This is a genomic window from Pricia antarctica, from assembly GCF_900101815.1.
Lineage (GTDB): Bacteria > Bacteroidota > Bacteroidia > Flavobacteriales > Flavobacteriaceae > Pricia > Pricia antarctica.
Genome location: NZ_FNAO01000004.1, coordinates 193007 through 208314, shown reverse-complemented (window position 1 = coordinate 208314; position 15308 = coordinate 193007). Strand labels below are relative to the sequence as shown.

At 43.2% G+C, this 15308-nt stretch carries 11 protein-coding genes; 9 read left to right on the top strand and 2 right to left on the bottom strand.

Annotated elements, in window-relative coordinates; genetic code table 11:
- Nucleotides 1-57 precede the first annotated feature (57 nt).
- The gene (gene glmM / locus BLT07_RS08490) at nt 58-1446 is read right to left on the bottom strand and encodes a phosphoglucosamine mutase (protein ID WP_091867714.1); all 1389 of its coding nucleotides are present in this window, start codon (nt 1444-1446) and stop codon (nt 58-60) included.
- A gap of 75 nt (nt 1447-1521) precedes the next feature.
- Between glmM and BLT07_RS08485 the strand changes: the two genes are divergently transcribed.
- From BLT07_RS08485 to BLT07_RS08470, 4 genes are all read left to right on the top strand, one after another.
- The gene (locus BLT07_RS08485) at nt 1522-2106 is read left to right on the top strand and encodes an acyl carrier protein phosphodiesterase (protein WP_091867712.1); all 585 of its coding nucleotides are present in this window, start codon (nt 1522-1524) and stop codon (nt 2104-2106) included.
- A 256-nt stretch (nt 2107-2362) separates the two neighbouring features.
- Nucleotides 2363-4057 carry a gamma-glutamyltransferase gene (ggt, locus tag BLT07_RS08480; protein ID WP_091867710.1) on the top strand — a complete coding sequence of 565 codons (1695 nt, stop codon included), beginning with the start codon at nt 2363-2365 and terminating at the stop codon, nt 4055-4057.
- Nucleotides 4058-4181: 124 nt separating this feature from the next.
- Nucleotides 4182-4844, top strand: coding sequence for a hypothetical protein (locus tag BLT07_RS08475; protein ID WP_245726480.1), 663 nt, complete (start codon nt 4182-4184; stop codon nt 4842-4844).
- A 15-nt stretch (nt 4845-4859) separates the two neighbouring features.
- Nucleotides 4860-5288: a GNAT family N-acetyltransferase gene (locus BLT07_RS08470; protein ID WP_091867707.1), complete on the top strand. Its 429-nt coding sequence runs from the start codon at nt 4860-4862 to the stop codon at nt 5286-5288.
- 93 nt (nt 5289-5381) lie between these two features.
- Here the strand turns inward: BLT07_RS08470 and BLT07_RS08465 are convergent, their stop codons facing one another.
- Nucleotides 5382-6146: an XRE family transcriptional regulator gene (locus BLT07_RS08465; RefSeq protein WP_091868237.1), complete on the bottom strand. Its 765-nt coding sequence runs from the start codon at nt 6144-6146 to the stop codon at nt 5382-5384.
- Between the two features lie 227 nt (nt 6147-6373).
- Between BLT07_RS08465 and BLT07_RS08460 the strand changes: the two genes are divergently transcribed.
- From BLT07_RS08460 to BLT07_RS08440, 5 genes are all read left to right on the top strand, one after another.
- On the top strand, nt 6374-7636 hold the full coding sequence (locus tag BLT07_RS08460; protein WP_091867705.1) for a putative DNA modification/repair radical SAM protein: 1263 nt from the start codon (nt 6374-6376) through the stop codon (nt 7634-7636).
- Nucleotides 7637-7743: 107 nt separating this feature from the next.
- On the top strand, nt 7744-8520 hold the full coding sequence (locus BLT07_RS08455; RefSeq protein ID WP_091867703.1) for a TIGR03915 family putative DNA repair protein: 777 nt from the start codon (nt 7744-7746) through the stop codon (nt 8518-8520).
- A gap of 181 nt (nt 8521-8701) precedes the next feature.
- Complete coding sequence (gene uvrA, locus BLT07_RS08450; RefSeq protein WP_091867701.1) at nt 8702-11572, top strand: excinuclease ABC subunit UvrA; 2871 nt, start codon at nt 8702-8704, stop codon at nt 11570-11572.
- A 27-nt stretch (nt 11573-11599) separates the two neighbouring features.
- A complete protein-coding gene (locus BLT07_RS08445) occupies nt 11600-12286 on the top strand; it encodes an LOG family protein (RefSeq protein ID WP_091867700.1) in 687 nt (228 codons plus the stop codon).
- 9 nt (nt 12287-12295) lie between these two features.
- On the top strand, nt 12296-15148 hold the full coding sequence (locus BLT07_RS08440) for a metalloprotease (RefSeq protein ID WP_091867698.1): 2853 nt from the start codon (nt 12296-12298) through the stop codon (nt 15146-15148).
- The last annotated feature ends 160 nt before the right edge of the window (nt 15149-15308 follow it).

Below are 15308 nucleotides of genomic sequence, written 5' to 3'. Positions count from 1 at the left end.
CCATATCTGCAACGGGTGCCGACATTCCCCATCTGGCATCGGCCAGTCCACTACACCTTAGGACCCAATAACTTCCTTAATCTCCCCAATGATCCGGTCCGCCAAACCATCTGCGGCTGCCTGTGTTTTGGCTTCCGTATAAACGCGGATGATCGGTTCCGTATTCGATTTTCGAAGATGTACCCAATTTTCGGCAAAATCAATTTTCACGCCGTCTATGGTGGAGATTTTCTCCTGCTTATATTTAGCTTCCATCGCCTTTAGAATACCATCCACATTGATATCGGGCGTCAGCTCAATTTTCTTTTTGCTCATAAAATAGGAAGGGTAGCTTGCACGCAATTCGGCGACCGTACCCCCCTTTTCAGCCATCAACATTAGGAACAGGGCCGTGCCCACCAACGAATCGCGGCCATAGTGGCTTTCAGGATATATAATTCCACCATTGCCCTCGCCACCGATGATGGCATTGCAGGCTTTCATTTTTGTCACCACATTGACTTCGCCCACGGCAGCTGCGTGATAAGTGCCTCCATGTTTTTCGGTGATGTCGCGCAAAGCTCTTGACGAGGAAAGGTTCGAAACCGTATCCCCTTTTGTTTTTCCCAAAACGTAATCCGCACAGGCGACCAAAGTGTATTCTTCCCCGAACATCTCCCCCTTATTGTCGATAAATGCCAAACGGTCTACGTCGGGATCTACAACGATTCCGAAATCTGCTTTTTCCTCGACGACCCGTTTGCTGATATCACCTAAATGCTCTTTTAAAGGTTCGGGATTATGGGGGAAATGACCTGTCGGATCACAATACAGTTTAACAGTCTGAACACCTAAAGCGTCCAAGAGTTTCGGAATGGCGATTCCTCCAGTGGAATTTACCCCGTCGACGACAACCTTGAACTTGGCCTTTCGAATGGTTTCGGCATCTACCAAGGCCAATTCCAACACTTCATCGATATGGATGTCGATATAAGAATCGTTTTTTATAATTTCTCCCAAATCATCCACCTCGGAAAAATCGAAATCCTCATTTTCTGCGATTTCAAGAATCTTCGCGCCTTGCGCAGCGTCTAAAAACTCCCCTTTCTCGTTCAAAAGTTTAAGCGCGTTCCACTGTTTCGGGTTGTGGCTCGCGGTTAAGATAATTCCACCTTCCGCTTTTTCCAAAGGCACCGCAATCTCGACGGTCGGGGTGGTTGACAGATCAAGGTCTATTATATCGATACCTAGGCCAACCAAGGTAGAAACGACCAGGCTCTGTATCATTTCTCCCGACAGGCGGGCATCACGGCCGATGACCACTTTAATTTTGGCCTTGTTTGAATATTCCTTGAGCCATATTCCATAGGCCGCAGCGAATTTTACAGCATCTATTGGCGTCAGATTATCACCGGGGGTACCGCCGATAGTACCCCGTATTCCCGAAATCGATTTTATAAGTGTCATAAGTTGCAGAAAAGTTTTGACAAATATACGGGTCTAATATGAATCGGTAGAGATGCAATTTGTAAATTCGGACCTATGAATTTTTTGGCACATATCTATCTTTCCTTTGGGGATGATGAAATCACTTTGGGGAATTTTATGGCGGACAGCATTCGGGCCAACAAGTACAAGCATCTGCCCGAACGTGTGCAAAAAGGAATCTTTTTACATCGAGAAATCGATACGTTTACCGATACCCATCCCCTCCCTAAAAAAAGCAGTAAAAAGCTACATAAAAATTACAGCCATTACAGCAGGGTAATCGTAGATATCTATTACGACCACTTTTTGGCCAAAAATTGGAAAACCTATTCTGACGAATCCCTTGACGTTTTTGTAGATAGGTTCTATAATCTGTTAGCCGATAACTATGTAATTTTACCAGGAGGTGTAAAACGGATGATGCCTTACATGATATCGGACAATTGGCTCCTAAACTACGCCAATTTGGAAGGTATCGGAAAAGTACTGAACGGTATGAACCGAAGAACAGAAAACAAATCCAAAATGAACTTTGCCATTTTGGACCTTGAGGAACATTATGATGCTTTTGAGATGGAGTTTACCGCTTTTTTTGAGGAATTGATTGTATTTTCAAAAAAGAAGTTCTTGGTGATTTGAACGGAATTGCCCTGAACAATAGCAGGGGTGTGTAAAACTCTTGCCAGTCTCGATCTCGGCCAGGATGAATTCACGATTGCCTTGAAGTTATATTCAAAGTTCGAGTAGCGTTAATTTAAACAGATGGTCCGAAATCAATCGAAATATTAAACCTGCCGAAGGCATCGCCCCAGACGGACGAGCAGCATCGAACGTTAAAACCATTTTGTTGCTAGGTTAGCATGTTAAACATTTTTTAAATCCAATACCTTTTTAAATGAAACCGAATAAGAACGTTGTATCACTCGCCATCATCCTACTACTTTTAATCGGCTGCAAAACTTTACCGGCAACCCCGACAGGATTGGTTACCGAAAAGGCCATGGTCGTTTCTGCACGGGAGGAAGCTTCTAAAATAGGTGTAGAAATTTTGAAAAAAGGCGGCAATGCCTTTGACGCCATGGTCGCAACCGAAATGGCGTTGGTGGTCGCCTACCCGTTCGCTGGAAATCTGGGAGGTGGCGGTTTTATGGTCTATCGCAAATCGGATGGTACAACGGGCGCATTGGATTATCGCGAAAAAGCGCCACTTTCGGCCACTAAGGATATGTACTTGGATTCGTCAGGCAACGTGATTCCCGATATGAGTACCGTCGGTGCTACGGCCGTCGGGGTTCCGGGTACGGTAGCCGGTATGATTGCCGTTCATGATAAATTCGGAAAGCTGCCTTTGGAAGAAATCTTTGCCCCTGTTATCGCCTTGGCCCAAAACGGTATCGTGGTGACCCAGAAACAGGCTGAACACTTTGAAGCCTACCGCGATGAAATTTTGGAGGTCAACGGGGGATCGACAACGTTCCCGATCGATGCGAAACCGGGCGATATCCTAAAATATCCTGTCTTGGCCAAAACCCTGCAACGTATTTCCGAACAAGGTCGAGACGGATTTTATAAAGGGGAAACTGCTACATCACTCGCCGCTTTTATACAACAGAACGGCGGATTTGTTACAGTGGAAGATCTTGCGGAATACGAGGCCATATGGCGCACACCCATTGCCTTCAACTACAAAGATTTACGAATTATTTCTATGAGTCCGCCTAGCAGTGGCGGAATCACCCTCAACCAAATCTTTAGGATGATGGAACCGTACAAGGTTTCCAAATACGGCCATAATTCCGAAAAGGAAATCCAACTTTTTACCGAAGCCGCTCGCCGGGCTTACGCCGACCGGAATTATTATCTGGGTGATCCAGATTTCGTCGATATCCCCAAAGAAACATTGTTGAGCGACGCGTACTTGAAAAAGCGGATGGAAAGCTTCTCGTTTAAAAAGGCTACCAAATCCTCAGATATTCAGGAAGGAAATGTTCAGATGGCCGAAAGTATGGAAACCACCCACTACTCCATCGTCGATCACGAAGGAAATGCCGTGTCGGTCACGACAACGCTTAACGGCGCTTACGGTTCTAAACTGTACAGTGATGAACTCGGATTTTTCCTGAACAACGAAATGGATGATTTCAGTGCCAAAGCTGGAGTACCGAATATGTTCGGGCTCATAGGCGCAGAAGCCAACAGTATCGCGCCCGAGAAAAGGATGCTCAGTAGCATGACCCCGACCCTCGTCGAAAGGGATGGTAAATTGTGGATGGTCGTCGGCACCCCTGGCGGTTCTACGATTATCACGGCGGTCGCCCAGACCATTTTAAATGCTTATGAATTCAACATGAGCATGCAAAAGGCAGTGGACGCCCCTCGATTTCACCATCAATGGTTGCCCGATGTCATTATGTTCGAGCCTCAAGGTTTTTCTAATCAACTTAAAGACGAATTAAGATCGAAAGGGTACAACATTAACGAAGAGCGTACGCCCATAATAGGCAAGGTCAATGCCATTCGTATTTTGCCCGACGGCCATCTTGAAGGAGGTGCCGATAGACGCGGTGATGACACGGCCGTGGGGTTCTAGTCGCTTAACTATTTCCCAAATTAGTAAACCAACTCCTATTTAGCTCGGTATAAGAAGCAGTTTGTTGAAGTCAATGAAAAAAGTACTGAAAATACTAATCAAATGCATTGGAATTCTATTCGTTTTGAGTACAGTAACCTTTGCTATTCTCTATGCAATTTATAATAAACCCCTCCCTCAGGGCAAATCTGGAATCGCAGCCGATAGCTTTGCCCGCAAAATGCTCAAGGCCCTTAATTACGAAGCGTATAAGGATACCCGATATGTAGAATGGAGTTTTAAGGAGGGTAAACATCGGTATAAATGGGATAAACAGCTGGGCGTAGCACGCGTGGAATGGGACGATTATCGTGTAGTTTTGAATTTAGCAAATCCTGCGAAAAGTAGTGTTTTTGAAAATGACATTCAGGTCACAGAAAATAGTAGAACGGAATTGATTAAAACGGCAGTATCCAACTTCAATAACGATTCCTTTTGGCTTGTGGCTCCTTTCAAAGTTTTTGATAGCGGTACGGAAAGAAGTCTGGTTACTTTAGAGGATGGTTCCGATGGTCTTTTAATAACCTATACTTCCGGCGGAACGACGCCGGGTGATTCATATCTTTGGAAACTGGGAAAAAACCGTATTCCCGAAAGTTTCCAGATGTGGGTCGAAATTATTCCCATAGGCGGACTTGAAGCGACTTGGGGGGATTGGCAGGTTATGGAAAGTGGTGTGTTTTTGCCAATCTGCCATAAATTGGGGCCTATGGACTTTAAAATGGAGGATGTAAAAGCCTATAATTAAAAAATACAGAAGATTATGGAAATAGAAATTCTAAAAAAATCCGACATTAACGATACAATGCGACTTCAAATAACGGAGCTTTACAAACAGTTGAACGACAGCATCAAACAATGTCCCCTGCACCAAATTCTACAAGAAGATAACCATATCATCTTTGCCGCATGCCGCATTGAAGACCAGATTGTTGGAATCGCCCTGTTGGCTACCTACAAAGTAATCTCGGGCCGCCGTGGGATGGTAGAGGATGTCGTAGTAGATACCGAGCACAGAGGCAAAGGTATCGGCAGAAAACTAATGGAAAAACTTTTGGAAGAGGCCAGACATAGAAATTTAGACAGCGTTTTGCTCTTTTCAGGGCATCATCGCGAGGCGGCCATTAGCTTATATAAAAGTCTTGGATTTACCTTGCGGGATAGTGGAGTCTATAATCTGAAATTATCTTAGACCCATATCCTATTTTATAAAAGTCAATCGATTTAGACATAAGGCAGGACAAATAGGATCCCATATTAAGATTCTAAAATACTTAGGCCGTTTTTAGACTTTTTTCACATGTTTCAACTGGTCTTTCAACTCTTCCATAGATTCTTGCAATTGTCTGAGCAGCCCTTTTTCCGTGGTCGCATCCTCCCCAAAGGTAATTCTGCTGCTGACCTGCCAGATTTCCTGAATTTGATAAGGCTTAATATCGTAAGGCGGGTAGGTTTCGTTTAAGGAAACCAAAGTAATATTATTGGAATTGGGCCGCTTTTCAATTTTTTTAACCAAAACGGCGTCCTGTAAAACAACTACGTACATTTTATTCGCACTTACATCATCTATATGCTCTACCGCCTTGGCCAGCACCCATTCTCCCGGCTTCAAATTGGGCAACATACTATCTCCCTCGACTTGAAACCCACGATAGGTAGCATTTCTGAATTCGGGTATTGGTAAATCAAAAGCGGGCAACTGCTGATACCAACTGGTATCTTGTATATTTTGCGGATATCCTGCCGCTGCCTTGGCGTTGACAAGCACCATATTCTCCCGGTCGGCGGAATCTACGGTGACCACCTTTGGAATGACGCAGGTGTTCGAAGTTTCAAGATACTTATTGTCGCTTTCCCCGAACAGCCAAAGCGGATTGATTTTGAACTGCTTCAAAAGTTCCACCACCACCTTACCTGATACTTTGGTACGCCCCCTTTCAATGTCGGCCGTAGTACTGGAAACATGCAACAATGCGGCGAATTCTGCCTGTGTATATTCCAAATCCCGACGAATCTCGGCAAATCGTTTCAATATAATCTCATTTTCCATAAATACGTCTTTTTTTGTCATTTCCGCCCTCCAACTCCATTTCAGATGGAGTTGGGAGGGAATTTCTCTACATGTAATTCTCGTCTTTTTATCGACAAAATCTAATATCTGAAAAACACTACCGCTTTCAAAGATACGCTATTTGGAATATATCCGAAATTTTATTTGGATTATTTCCATAAGTCGGAATTAATCCATAATTTTGGAATAATTACAAATTCAGTTTTATGTCATTTGAACGAACTCTGGAGAAACTGACGATTCTGGCAGATGCTGCCAAGTACGATGTTTCCTGTTCCAGTAGCGGTAGTAAACGTACGAATACCAATAAAGGTTTGGGCGATAGTTCAGGCATGGGGATCTGTCATAGTTATACGGAAGATGGAAGATGTGTATCCCTTTTAAAAATTTTACTGACCAATCATTGCATTTTTGACTGTGCCTACTGCGTTACGCGAAAGAGCAACGACATTCAAAGGGCGGCTTTTAAAATTCAGGAAGTGGTAGATCTGACCATTGACTTTTACAGGCGTAATTATATAGAAGGGCTTTTTTTGAGTTCCGGTATTTTTAAGAGTCCCGATTACACCATGGAACGTTTGATCGCCGTCGCCAAAAAGCTGCGAACGGAAGAAAATTTTAACGGCTACATCCATTTAAAATCCATTCCCGGCGCAAGCGACGAATTGATGCGGGAAGCAGGCCTGTATGCCGATCGGCTTTCCGTTAATATCGAAGTCCCAACTATATCCGGTCTCAAATTATTGGCACCCGATAAAAAGCATGAGGATTTTATCAAACCGATGTTAAAGGTTAAAAATGAAATCATACAATATGGGGAGGAAAGGAAAATCATCAAGAGTACGCCTAAATATGCGCCGGCTGGGCAAAGCACCCAGATGATTATTGGTGCGACGGGTGAATCGGATAAAGATATTATGTATTCCGCCACGCACTACTATAAAAATTATAACATGAAGCGGGTCTACTATTCAGGGTACGTTCCAGTGGCCGAAGATAGTCGCTTACCGGCCATTGGTACGCAAGTGCCGATGCTCCGAGAAAATCGATTGTATCAAACGGACTGGCTCTTGCGTTTTTACGGTTTCGGAGTGCGGGAATTATTGAATAATGACCATCCCAATCTCGATATCGACATCGACCCCAAATTGAGTTGGGCGTTGCGGAACCTACAGCAATTTCCAGTGGATATTAACAAGGCAGAAAAACAGATATTGGCCAGAATACCCGGTATTGGTATGAAATCCGTACCTAAAATCATTAGCGCAAGGCGATTTCGAAAGCTCAATTGGGAGCATTTAAAAAATATCGGCGTCGCCTTGAACCGAGCTAAATATTTTATCGTTTGCGATTCGAGCCATTGGGAACGCCGTGATATGGACGCCAATATTATAAAAGGACGGATTTTGCAAAATTCCGTTGGAAAATTTAGAAAAGAGTATGGTTCGCAGCTTAGTTTATTTAATTGAAATCATCTTTCAGGATAGAAACAACTTTAGAACAAAAATTTTAAAAATTCAAAAATCACGCCTTATACAAAACCGGATTACTACGCAGCATCTTAAATTAGAACCTTATGGAAAATGCAAAAACCCTTATCTATGACGGAAGTTTCAACGGCTTTCTTACCTCGATTTTCGTCGCGTTTGAAGAAAAGGCACACATAGCCGATATTCACAAGAACACCATTAGCCAAAATGCCCTTTTTTCAGAAACGGAAACCATTATCACACATGTTGACAAAGCAAAACGGGTTTGGAACGGTATTCAAAAAAAGGACCATAACGCGATGAAGAATATTTATTTCGCCTATTTAAGCGAAACAAACGGCATCGAACTACTACTTTATCGTTATATCCGAAAACTGTTTGCCAATCACACATCGATTCATTCGGATTATTCGGATGGGCTTGTTCTAAAAATCAACCAATTGGCAAAATCAGTTAGCCGTGAGAAACATCGTATGGAAGCGTTCGTAAGGTTTCAACTAGCACAAGATGATATCTACTTCGCTACTATTGAACCTGATTTCGATGTTCTTCCCCTGATTTCAAAACATTTCCGGTCCAGATATGCCGACCAGCAATGGCTCATTTATGATGTAAAGCGCCATTATGGAATCTTCTACGACCTTGAAAAGGTCGAAATAGTGTCATTGGATTTGAACGAAAACTATGCCAACAGTATCCATAAAAGTGACAACTTTGTACACGAGGAATATAGCTATCAAGAACTATGGAACAATTACTTTAAGAGCACCAATATCAAATCCCGTATCAACTTGACACTGCACACCCAGCATGTGCCCAAACGCTATTGGAAGTATCTCTCGGAGAAACGGCAAGCAATTTAATAGTTTGGGTGAGGTGTTGGAACCGTTTTTAAGTTTTCATTCCGAGGTCCGCCGACAAACGATTTAGTTTTTTTGTCGGTAGACAGCTGTGCAAAATCCGAAGCAATTCAAAAACAATTAAACCCTCCCAACTTCCTAATTCATTGTCAAAATTGTAACTTTGCCGCCTTGCTGTGAAAGAATGATAAAATACGAGGAAAATATTGAGGTGCAGGGTGCTCGCGTTCATAATCTTAAAAACATTGACGTTACTATCCCAAGGGAGAAATTGGTGGTAATTACCGGACTTTCCGGTAGTGGAAAATCATCATTGGCATTCGATACCATCTATGCCGAAGGTCAGCGACGTTACATCGAAACTTTTTCGGCCTACGCCCGACAATTTTTAGGGGGCTTGGAGCGGCCGGATGTGGACAAGATCGACGGGCTTTCCCCAGTTATTGCCATCGAGCAGAAAACCACTTCAAAATCCCCAAGATCTACGGTCGGCACCATCACCGAAATTTACGATTTTTTACGCCTTTTGTTTGCCCGTGCCGGATTGGCCTACAGCTATAATACCGGTGAAAAAATGGTCAGCTACAGTGACGAGCAGATCAAAGCCTTGATAAAGGCCGATTACGATGGTAAAAAGATAAATATTTTGGCTCCGGTCATCAAATCCAGAAAAGGCCATTATCGCGAACTGTTCCAGCAAATCGGGAAACAGGGTTTTGTCAAGGTAAGGGTCGACGGTGAAGTCGTTGATATTACCAAGGGCATGAAAGTGGACCGGTACAAGACCCATGACATTGAAATCGTTATCGATCGATTGAAGGTCATAGACACCGATGATCTAGATAAACGACTCTCTGAATCTATCAACACTGCCATGTACAGCGGTGACGATGTCTTGATGGTCTTGGAAGAAGGTGCTTCGATAGCCCGTTATTTCAGTCGTGACCTGATGTGCCCTACCACAGGTATATCCTATCCCGTTCCCGAACCTAATACTTTTTCTTTCAACTCTCCGAAGGGTATGTGTCCCAACTGCAGCGGTCTTGGCCATGTCTACGAGGTCAATGAAAATAAAATTTTCCCCGACAAAAAGATATCCATCAAATCCGGAGGTATTGCCCCTTTAGGAGATTACAAGAAATCTTGGGCTTTCAAGCAGATCGAAACCATAGCTCAACGCTATGATTTTAAAATTACCGATGCTATAGAAAACGTTCCTGAAGAGGCCATGAACGTTCTGCTTTACGGCGGTCATGAAAGTTTTGAGGTCGACTCAAAAACCTTGGGCGTAAAGCGGAATTATAAGATCGAGTACGAAGGGATATCCCATTTTATCAAAAATCAATTTGAACAAGCGGGTTCCACCTCAATTAAACGATGGGCCAAGAGCTATATGGATAAGGTGATTTGCCCTACTTGTGAAGGCTCCCGCCTACGGAAAGAATCCCTTAACTTTAAGATAGACGAAAAGAACATTGCCGAGCTGGCCCATCTCGACATTTCTGAACTTGCCGATTTCTTTGAAGGATTGAACCAAAGATTGGAAGGCAGCCAGCAAATTATTGCCGAAGAAATCATAAAGGAAATCAGTACCCGTATCCGATTTTTACTGGATGTCGGTTTGGATTATCTCTCCCTGAACCGCGGTTCCAAATCCCTCTCCGGTGGCGAGGCGCAACGTATTCGTTTGGCTACACAGATTGGCTCGCAGTTAGTGGGCGTTCTTTATATTTTGGATGAGCCCAGTATCGGTCTCCATCAGCGCGACAATGACCGGTTGATAAAATCGCTGGAAGCCCTTCGAGATATCGGTAACTCCGTTATTGTCGTCGAACACGATCGCGATATGATCGAACGAGCCGACCATGTCATCGATATCGGCCCTAGGGCAGGAAGGCATGGCGGTGAAATCATTTCCGAAGGACTTCCCAAAGACCTTAAAAACTTTCAGACCCTGACCGCGGATTACATGACCGGGAAAAAAGAAATTGCGGTGCCTCAAAATCGTAGAACGGGTAACGGAAAAAAAATAACCCTATCCGGTTGTACGGGTAACAACCTTAAAAACGTCACCGTAACAATTCCGTTAGGGCAAATGATAGGAGTAACGGGGGTTTCGGGCAGTGGTAAATCCACCTTGATCAACGAGACCTTGTACCCCATTATGAATGCCCATTATTTTAACGGGGTGAAAAAACCGATGCCCTACAAGAAAATCAAGGGCCTAGAGCATGTCGATAAGGTAATCGATATCAACCAATCGCCGATAGGGCGAACGCCACGCTCTAATCCCGCAACCTATACCGGAGTTTTTGGTGAGATTCGTTCCCTTTTCGCCAAAACCCCCGAAGCCGCCATTCGCGGTTATAAACCGGGCCGTTTTAGCTTTAATGTGAAAGGCGGTCGCTGCGAAACCTGCGGTGGTGGTGGCGTACGTGTTATAGAAATGAACTTTCTCCCTGATGTTTATGTAGAATGCGAGACCTGCAACGGGAAACGCTTTAACCGCGAAACGCTAGAAATCAGATACAAAGGAAAATCCATTGCCGATGTACTCGATATGACGATAAACGAAGCTGTCGATTTTTTTGAACTTATTCCCAAAATACATCGTAAGTTAAAAACAATACAAGACGTCGGCTTGGGCTATATCACTTTAGGGCAACAGTCCACTACCCTATCCGGTGGAGAGGCGCAACGAGTGAAATTGGCCACCGAACTATCGAAACTGAATACCGGGAATACGTTTTATATTTTGGACGAACCCACAACAGGGCTCCATTTTGAGGACATCAGGGTACTTATGGAGGTTTTGAACCGTTTAGTGGACAAAGGAAATACCGTTTTGATTATCGAACACAACATGGATGTGATAAAAATGATGGATTATCTCATCGATATTGGTTACGAAGGTGGTCGCGGTGGCGGTATGATTGTCGCCAAAGGCACCCCCGAAAAAGTGGCAAAGGACAAAAAAAGTTATACAGCGGCGTATTTAAGGAAGGAATTGGCACTAAAAAAACCGAAGAGTGAACAAGAAGCAATCGGTGTATAAAAAACCACACATACCAAACCATAACGAATGCGAAAAGAACAACATCACAAAGGCTGGAACGAGGTAAAGACCAACGATTCGTGGGCCATATTTAAAATCATGGGCGAATTCGTCATGGGGTATGAGAAACTGGGTACTATTGGGCCCTGTGTCTCCGTTTTTGGATCGGCGCGTACAAAACCAGGCGATGCCTATTACGAATTGGCGGTCAGTATCTCCCAGAGTATTTCCGAAGCGGGTTATGGTGTCATCACAGGTGGGGGTCCCGGAATTATGGAAGCCGGAAACAAAGGTGCACATCTTGCTGGCGGAACCTCCGTAGGACTGAATATCGACCTTCCTTTCGAACAACATGACAACCCCTATATCGACGCCGACAAAAGCCTTGATTTTGATTATTTTTTTGTGAGAAAGGTGATGTTCGTCAAATATTCCCAAGGCTTTGTCGTCATGCCGGGAGGATTCGGTACATTAGACGAGCTTTTTGAAGCCATTACCCTAATACAAACACACAAAATCGAAAAATTCCCAATAATTCTCGTCGTTTCCGATTTTTGGAACGGACTCTTCGAATGGATAAAAGATACGATGCTCAAAATTAAGAACATCAGTCCCCATGATCTTGATCTGATTCATATCGTAGATACCAAGGAAGAGGTTGTCGACATCATTGACTCATTTTATAAAGGACGTTCTTTGAGTCCAAATTTTTAATCCCCCTGTTTGAAACTAAAATTCCCCATACTTAAATTCCTTTGCGCTCTCTTACTTTTTTCCGGTATAGGAAGATTGTGTGCCCAGCATGAAAACATCCTTACCGCAACACTGGATGGGAAAACCAAGGAAATAACCATCCAACAAGAATTCCTTTATAAAAATACTTCCGATTCGACCCTCGACGTGCTTTATTTTAACGATTGGGCCAATGCTTATGCCAACAAGAATACCGGACTCGCAAAACGTTTTGCCGAAGAATTCAAAAAAAGCCTACACTTGGCCAAAAAAAGCGAACGGGGCTACACTACAATAACGAGTGTCGTAGACGATGCCTACAGGGGCTTACCATGGGAACGGACCAAGGAAGAGGATATCCTTAAAATTAAATTGAACGCTCCACTACCTCCTGGGGAATCGACCAAATTGTTTCTTACATATACGGTTCAGCTTCCTGAAAATAAATTTACCCCTTACGGATATGGCAAAAACAATACCTATTATCTAAAGGATTGGTATCTGACACCTGCAGTTTTTGATGGTGTCTGGCATCTGTATTCCAATAAAAACCTGGAAGACCTATATACGGAAACAACAAATACAACGGTTAATTTTACATATCCGGACAGTCTATATTTAGCTTCGAATTTCAGGGTATTGGGCAATACGCATTTTCCAAACGGACAAATGGCCCAATTGCGGGGTATCCATCAAAAGAACGGGGAACTAATTCTGACGCCCACAAATCGTTTTACAACCCACGTCACAGAAGAGATGACGATAATTACCGATCTGGAGGCCTCTAAATATAGTGAACTTTCCCAAGGGCTCTCCATAAACCGGGTAGCGGAATTTATCGATGGCCATTTGGGAAAATATCCGCACGAGCAACTGCTGGTCAGCGAAATCGATTATGATAAGAACAAGCTTTACGGCATCAATCAGTTGCCTTCATTTATTCGGCCCTACGAAGAACAGTTTCAGTTTGAAATGAAGTTCTTGAAAACCGCTTTGATCAATATTTTAGAGGAAACGCTTTTTCTTGACCCCAGAAAAGATCAGTGGTTGAGCGATGCTATAGCAAACTACCTCATGATTGCCTATGTTGAAGAGTATTATCCCGATCAAAAACTGTTGGGAAAACTATCAAAGATCTGGGGAATCCGCAGTTTCAATTTGGCAAAGATGGATTTTAACGAGCAATATCCATTTCTGTACATGCTGATGGCAAGAAAAAATATAGACCAGCCGCTGAACACCCCGAACGACTCCCTTACCAAGTTCAATCAAAAAATAGCGAATAGGTATAAAGCGGGACTCGGGTTGTCTTACGTGGCGAGCTATATCGGAAAAGAAAAGGTAGACAATAGTATAAAGACATTCTATCAATATTATCAGTTAAACCGTGCTAAAATTCTGGATTTTGAATCCATTTTAAAACGCTCGACCGATAGAGATGTCAACTGGTTTTTTAGAGACTACGTGTCCACCGACTGGAAAATAGATTTCAAGATAAAGAAAGTAGAGAAAACCGAGGATTCGCTTAGGGTAACCCTTAAGAATAAGGCGGGAACCAACGTGCCCATATCGCTGTTCGGATTACGTAACGATTCCGTGGTTTCCAAATATTGGTTTTCGGATATCGATGAGGAAAAAACGGTTACCATTCCAAAAAAGGATGAAGAAAGATTGGTATTGAACTATGATCAAAAAATACCGGAATTCAACCAAAGGGACAACTGGAAATCATTGGGGGGATTTTTATCGAGTAACAAAAAACTAAGGTTCACCTTTTTCCAGGATTCCGAAAATCCTTATTACAACCAAGTCTTTTATGTGCCCGTGGCTAATTTCAACCTTTATGACGGATGGACCCCGGGCATGCGATTGTACAACAAGACCTTTTTGGAAAAGCCGTTTGTCTATGACGTTTCCCCATCTTATTCCTTCCGGGAGAAGGCATTTGTTGGCTCTGGTGGATTTACCTATAGAAAGTATCTGAGTAAAAGCGGACTTTACGTGGCCAATTATCACATAGGGGGTTCTACCTATCATTTTCAGGAGAATTCCCGCTATACAACGATTACGCCTTCGCTCAGTTTCGGTTGGCGGCCCGAGAACCTGATATCCAATAAGCGGAATTTTCTTTCTTTTCGTTATGTCAACGTATTGAGGGATAAAGATGAAAATTTGGGTGATTTTCAGACACCACCCGACTACAGCGTCTTAAACGCTAGGTATACCAGTAGAAACCCGGGAATTATCAATTACCTCTCCTGGTTCGGCGATATTCAGCATGCCAATGACTTCACCAAATTGGCTTTTGAACTCGAATACCGTAAGTTGTTCGAAAACAACCGACAATTTAACTTGCGATTTTTTGCCGGTAAGTTTCTGCGTAATAAGACCACGGATTACGCCGATCCCAATTACTTCAGTTTCGCATTAGATCGTCCTACGGACTACCTATTTGATTATGGTTATTTGGGGCGTTCCGAAGATTCGGGGATTTATAGCCAACAGATTATTATTGCCGAAGGAGGTTTTAAATCCTTTTTACCGGAGCGCTATCGATTTTCCAACGATTTGTTGGCCACAGTGAACACCAGCGTAAACCTATGGCGCTGGATCGAGGTATATGGTGATGCCGGATTTGTCAAGAACAAAGGGGTCAGCGGTAAGTTCGTATACGATTCTGGAGTTCGACTAAACCTTTTGACCGATTATTTCGAACTGTACTTTCCCGTGTATTCCAACAACGGATGGGAAGTTTCCCAGCCAAATTATGGAGAGAAAATCCGTTTTATCATTACCGTAAGTCCCAAAACCTTGATCGGGCTGTTTACGAGGCAGTGGTTTTAAAAGGTTTGTAGCCGTTTCATGTCGAATTTCTCAAAACGCATTGTTTTTCGAAAGGATTTTCAACCATTCCCTATTCCGATTCCCCTTTTTTTGCTTATTTTTCAATTAATCTATTATCTTTTTGAATTGCTTAAATCCCATTGATTTGATAATTTTGTAA

Excerpts from the sequence above, each read along its gene's own strand:
- glmM (WP_091867714.1), bottom strand. The coding sequence starts at position 1,446 with ATGACACTTATAAAATCGATTTCGGGAATACGGGGTACTATCGGCGGT.
- BLT07_RS08485 (WP_091867712.1), top strand. The coding sequence starts at position 1,522 with ATGAATTTTTTGGCACATATCTATCTTTCCTTTGGGGATGATGAAATC.
- ggt (WP_091867710.1), top strand. The coding sequence starts at position 2,363 with ATGAAACCGAATAAGAACGTTGTATCACTCGCCATCATCCTACTACTT.
- BLT07_RS08470 (WP_091867707.1), top strand. The coding sequence starts at position 4,860 with ATGGAAATAGAAATTCTAAAAAAATCCGACATTAACGATACAATGCGA.
- BLT07_RS08465 (WP_091868237.1), bottom strand. The coding sequence starts at position 6,146 with ATGGAAAATGAGATTATATTGAAACGATTTGCCGAGATTCGTCGGGAT.
- BLT07_RS08460 (WP_091867705.1), top strand. The coding sequence starts at position 6,374 with ATGTCATTTGAACGAACTCTGGAGAAACTGACGATTCTGGCAGATGCT.
- BLT07_RS08455 (WP_091867703.1), top strand. The coding sequence starts at position 7,744 with ATGGAAAATGCAAAAACCCTTATCTATGACGGAAGTTTCAACGGCTTT.
- uvrA (WP_091867701.1), top strand. The coding sequence starts at position 8,702 with ATGATAAAATACGAGGAAAATATTGAGGTGCAGGGTGCTCGCGTTCAT.
- BLT07_RS08445 (WP_091867700.1), top strand. The coding sequence starts at position 11,600 with ATGCGAAAAGAACAACATCACAAAGGCTGGAACGAGGTAAAGACCAAC.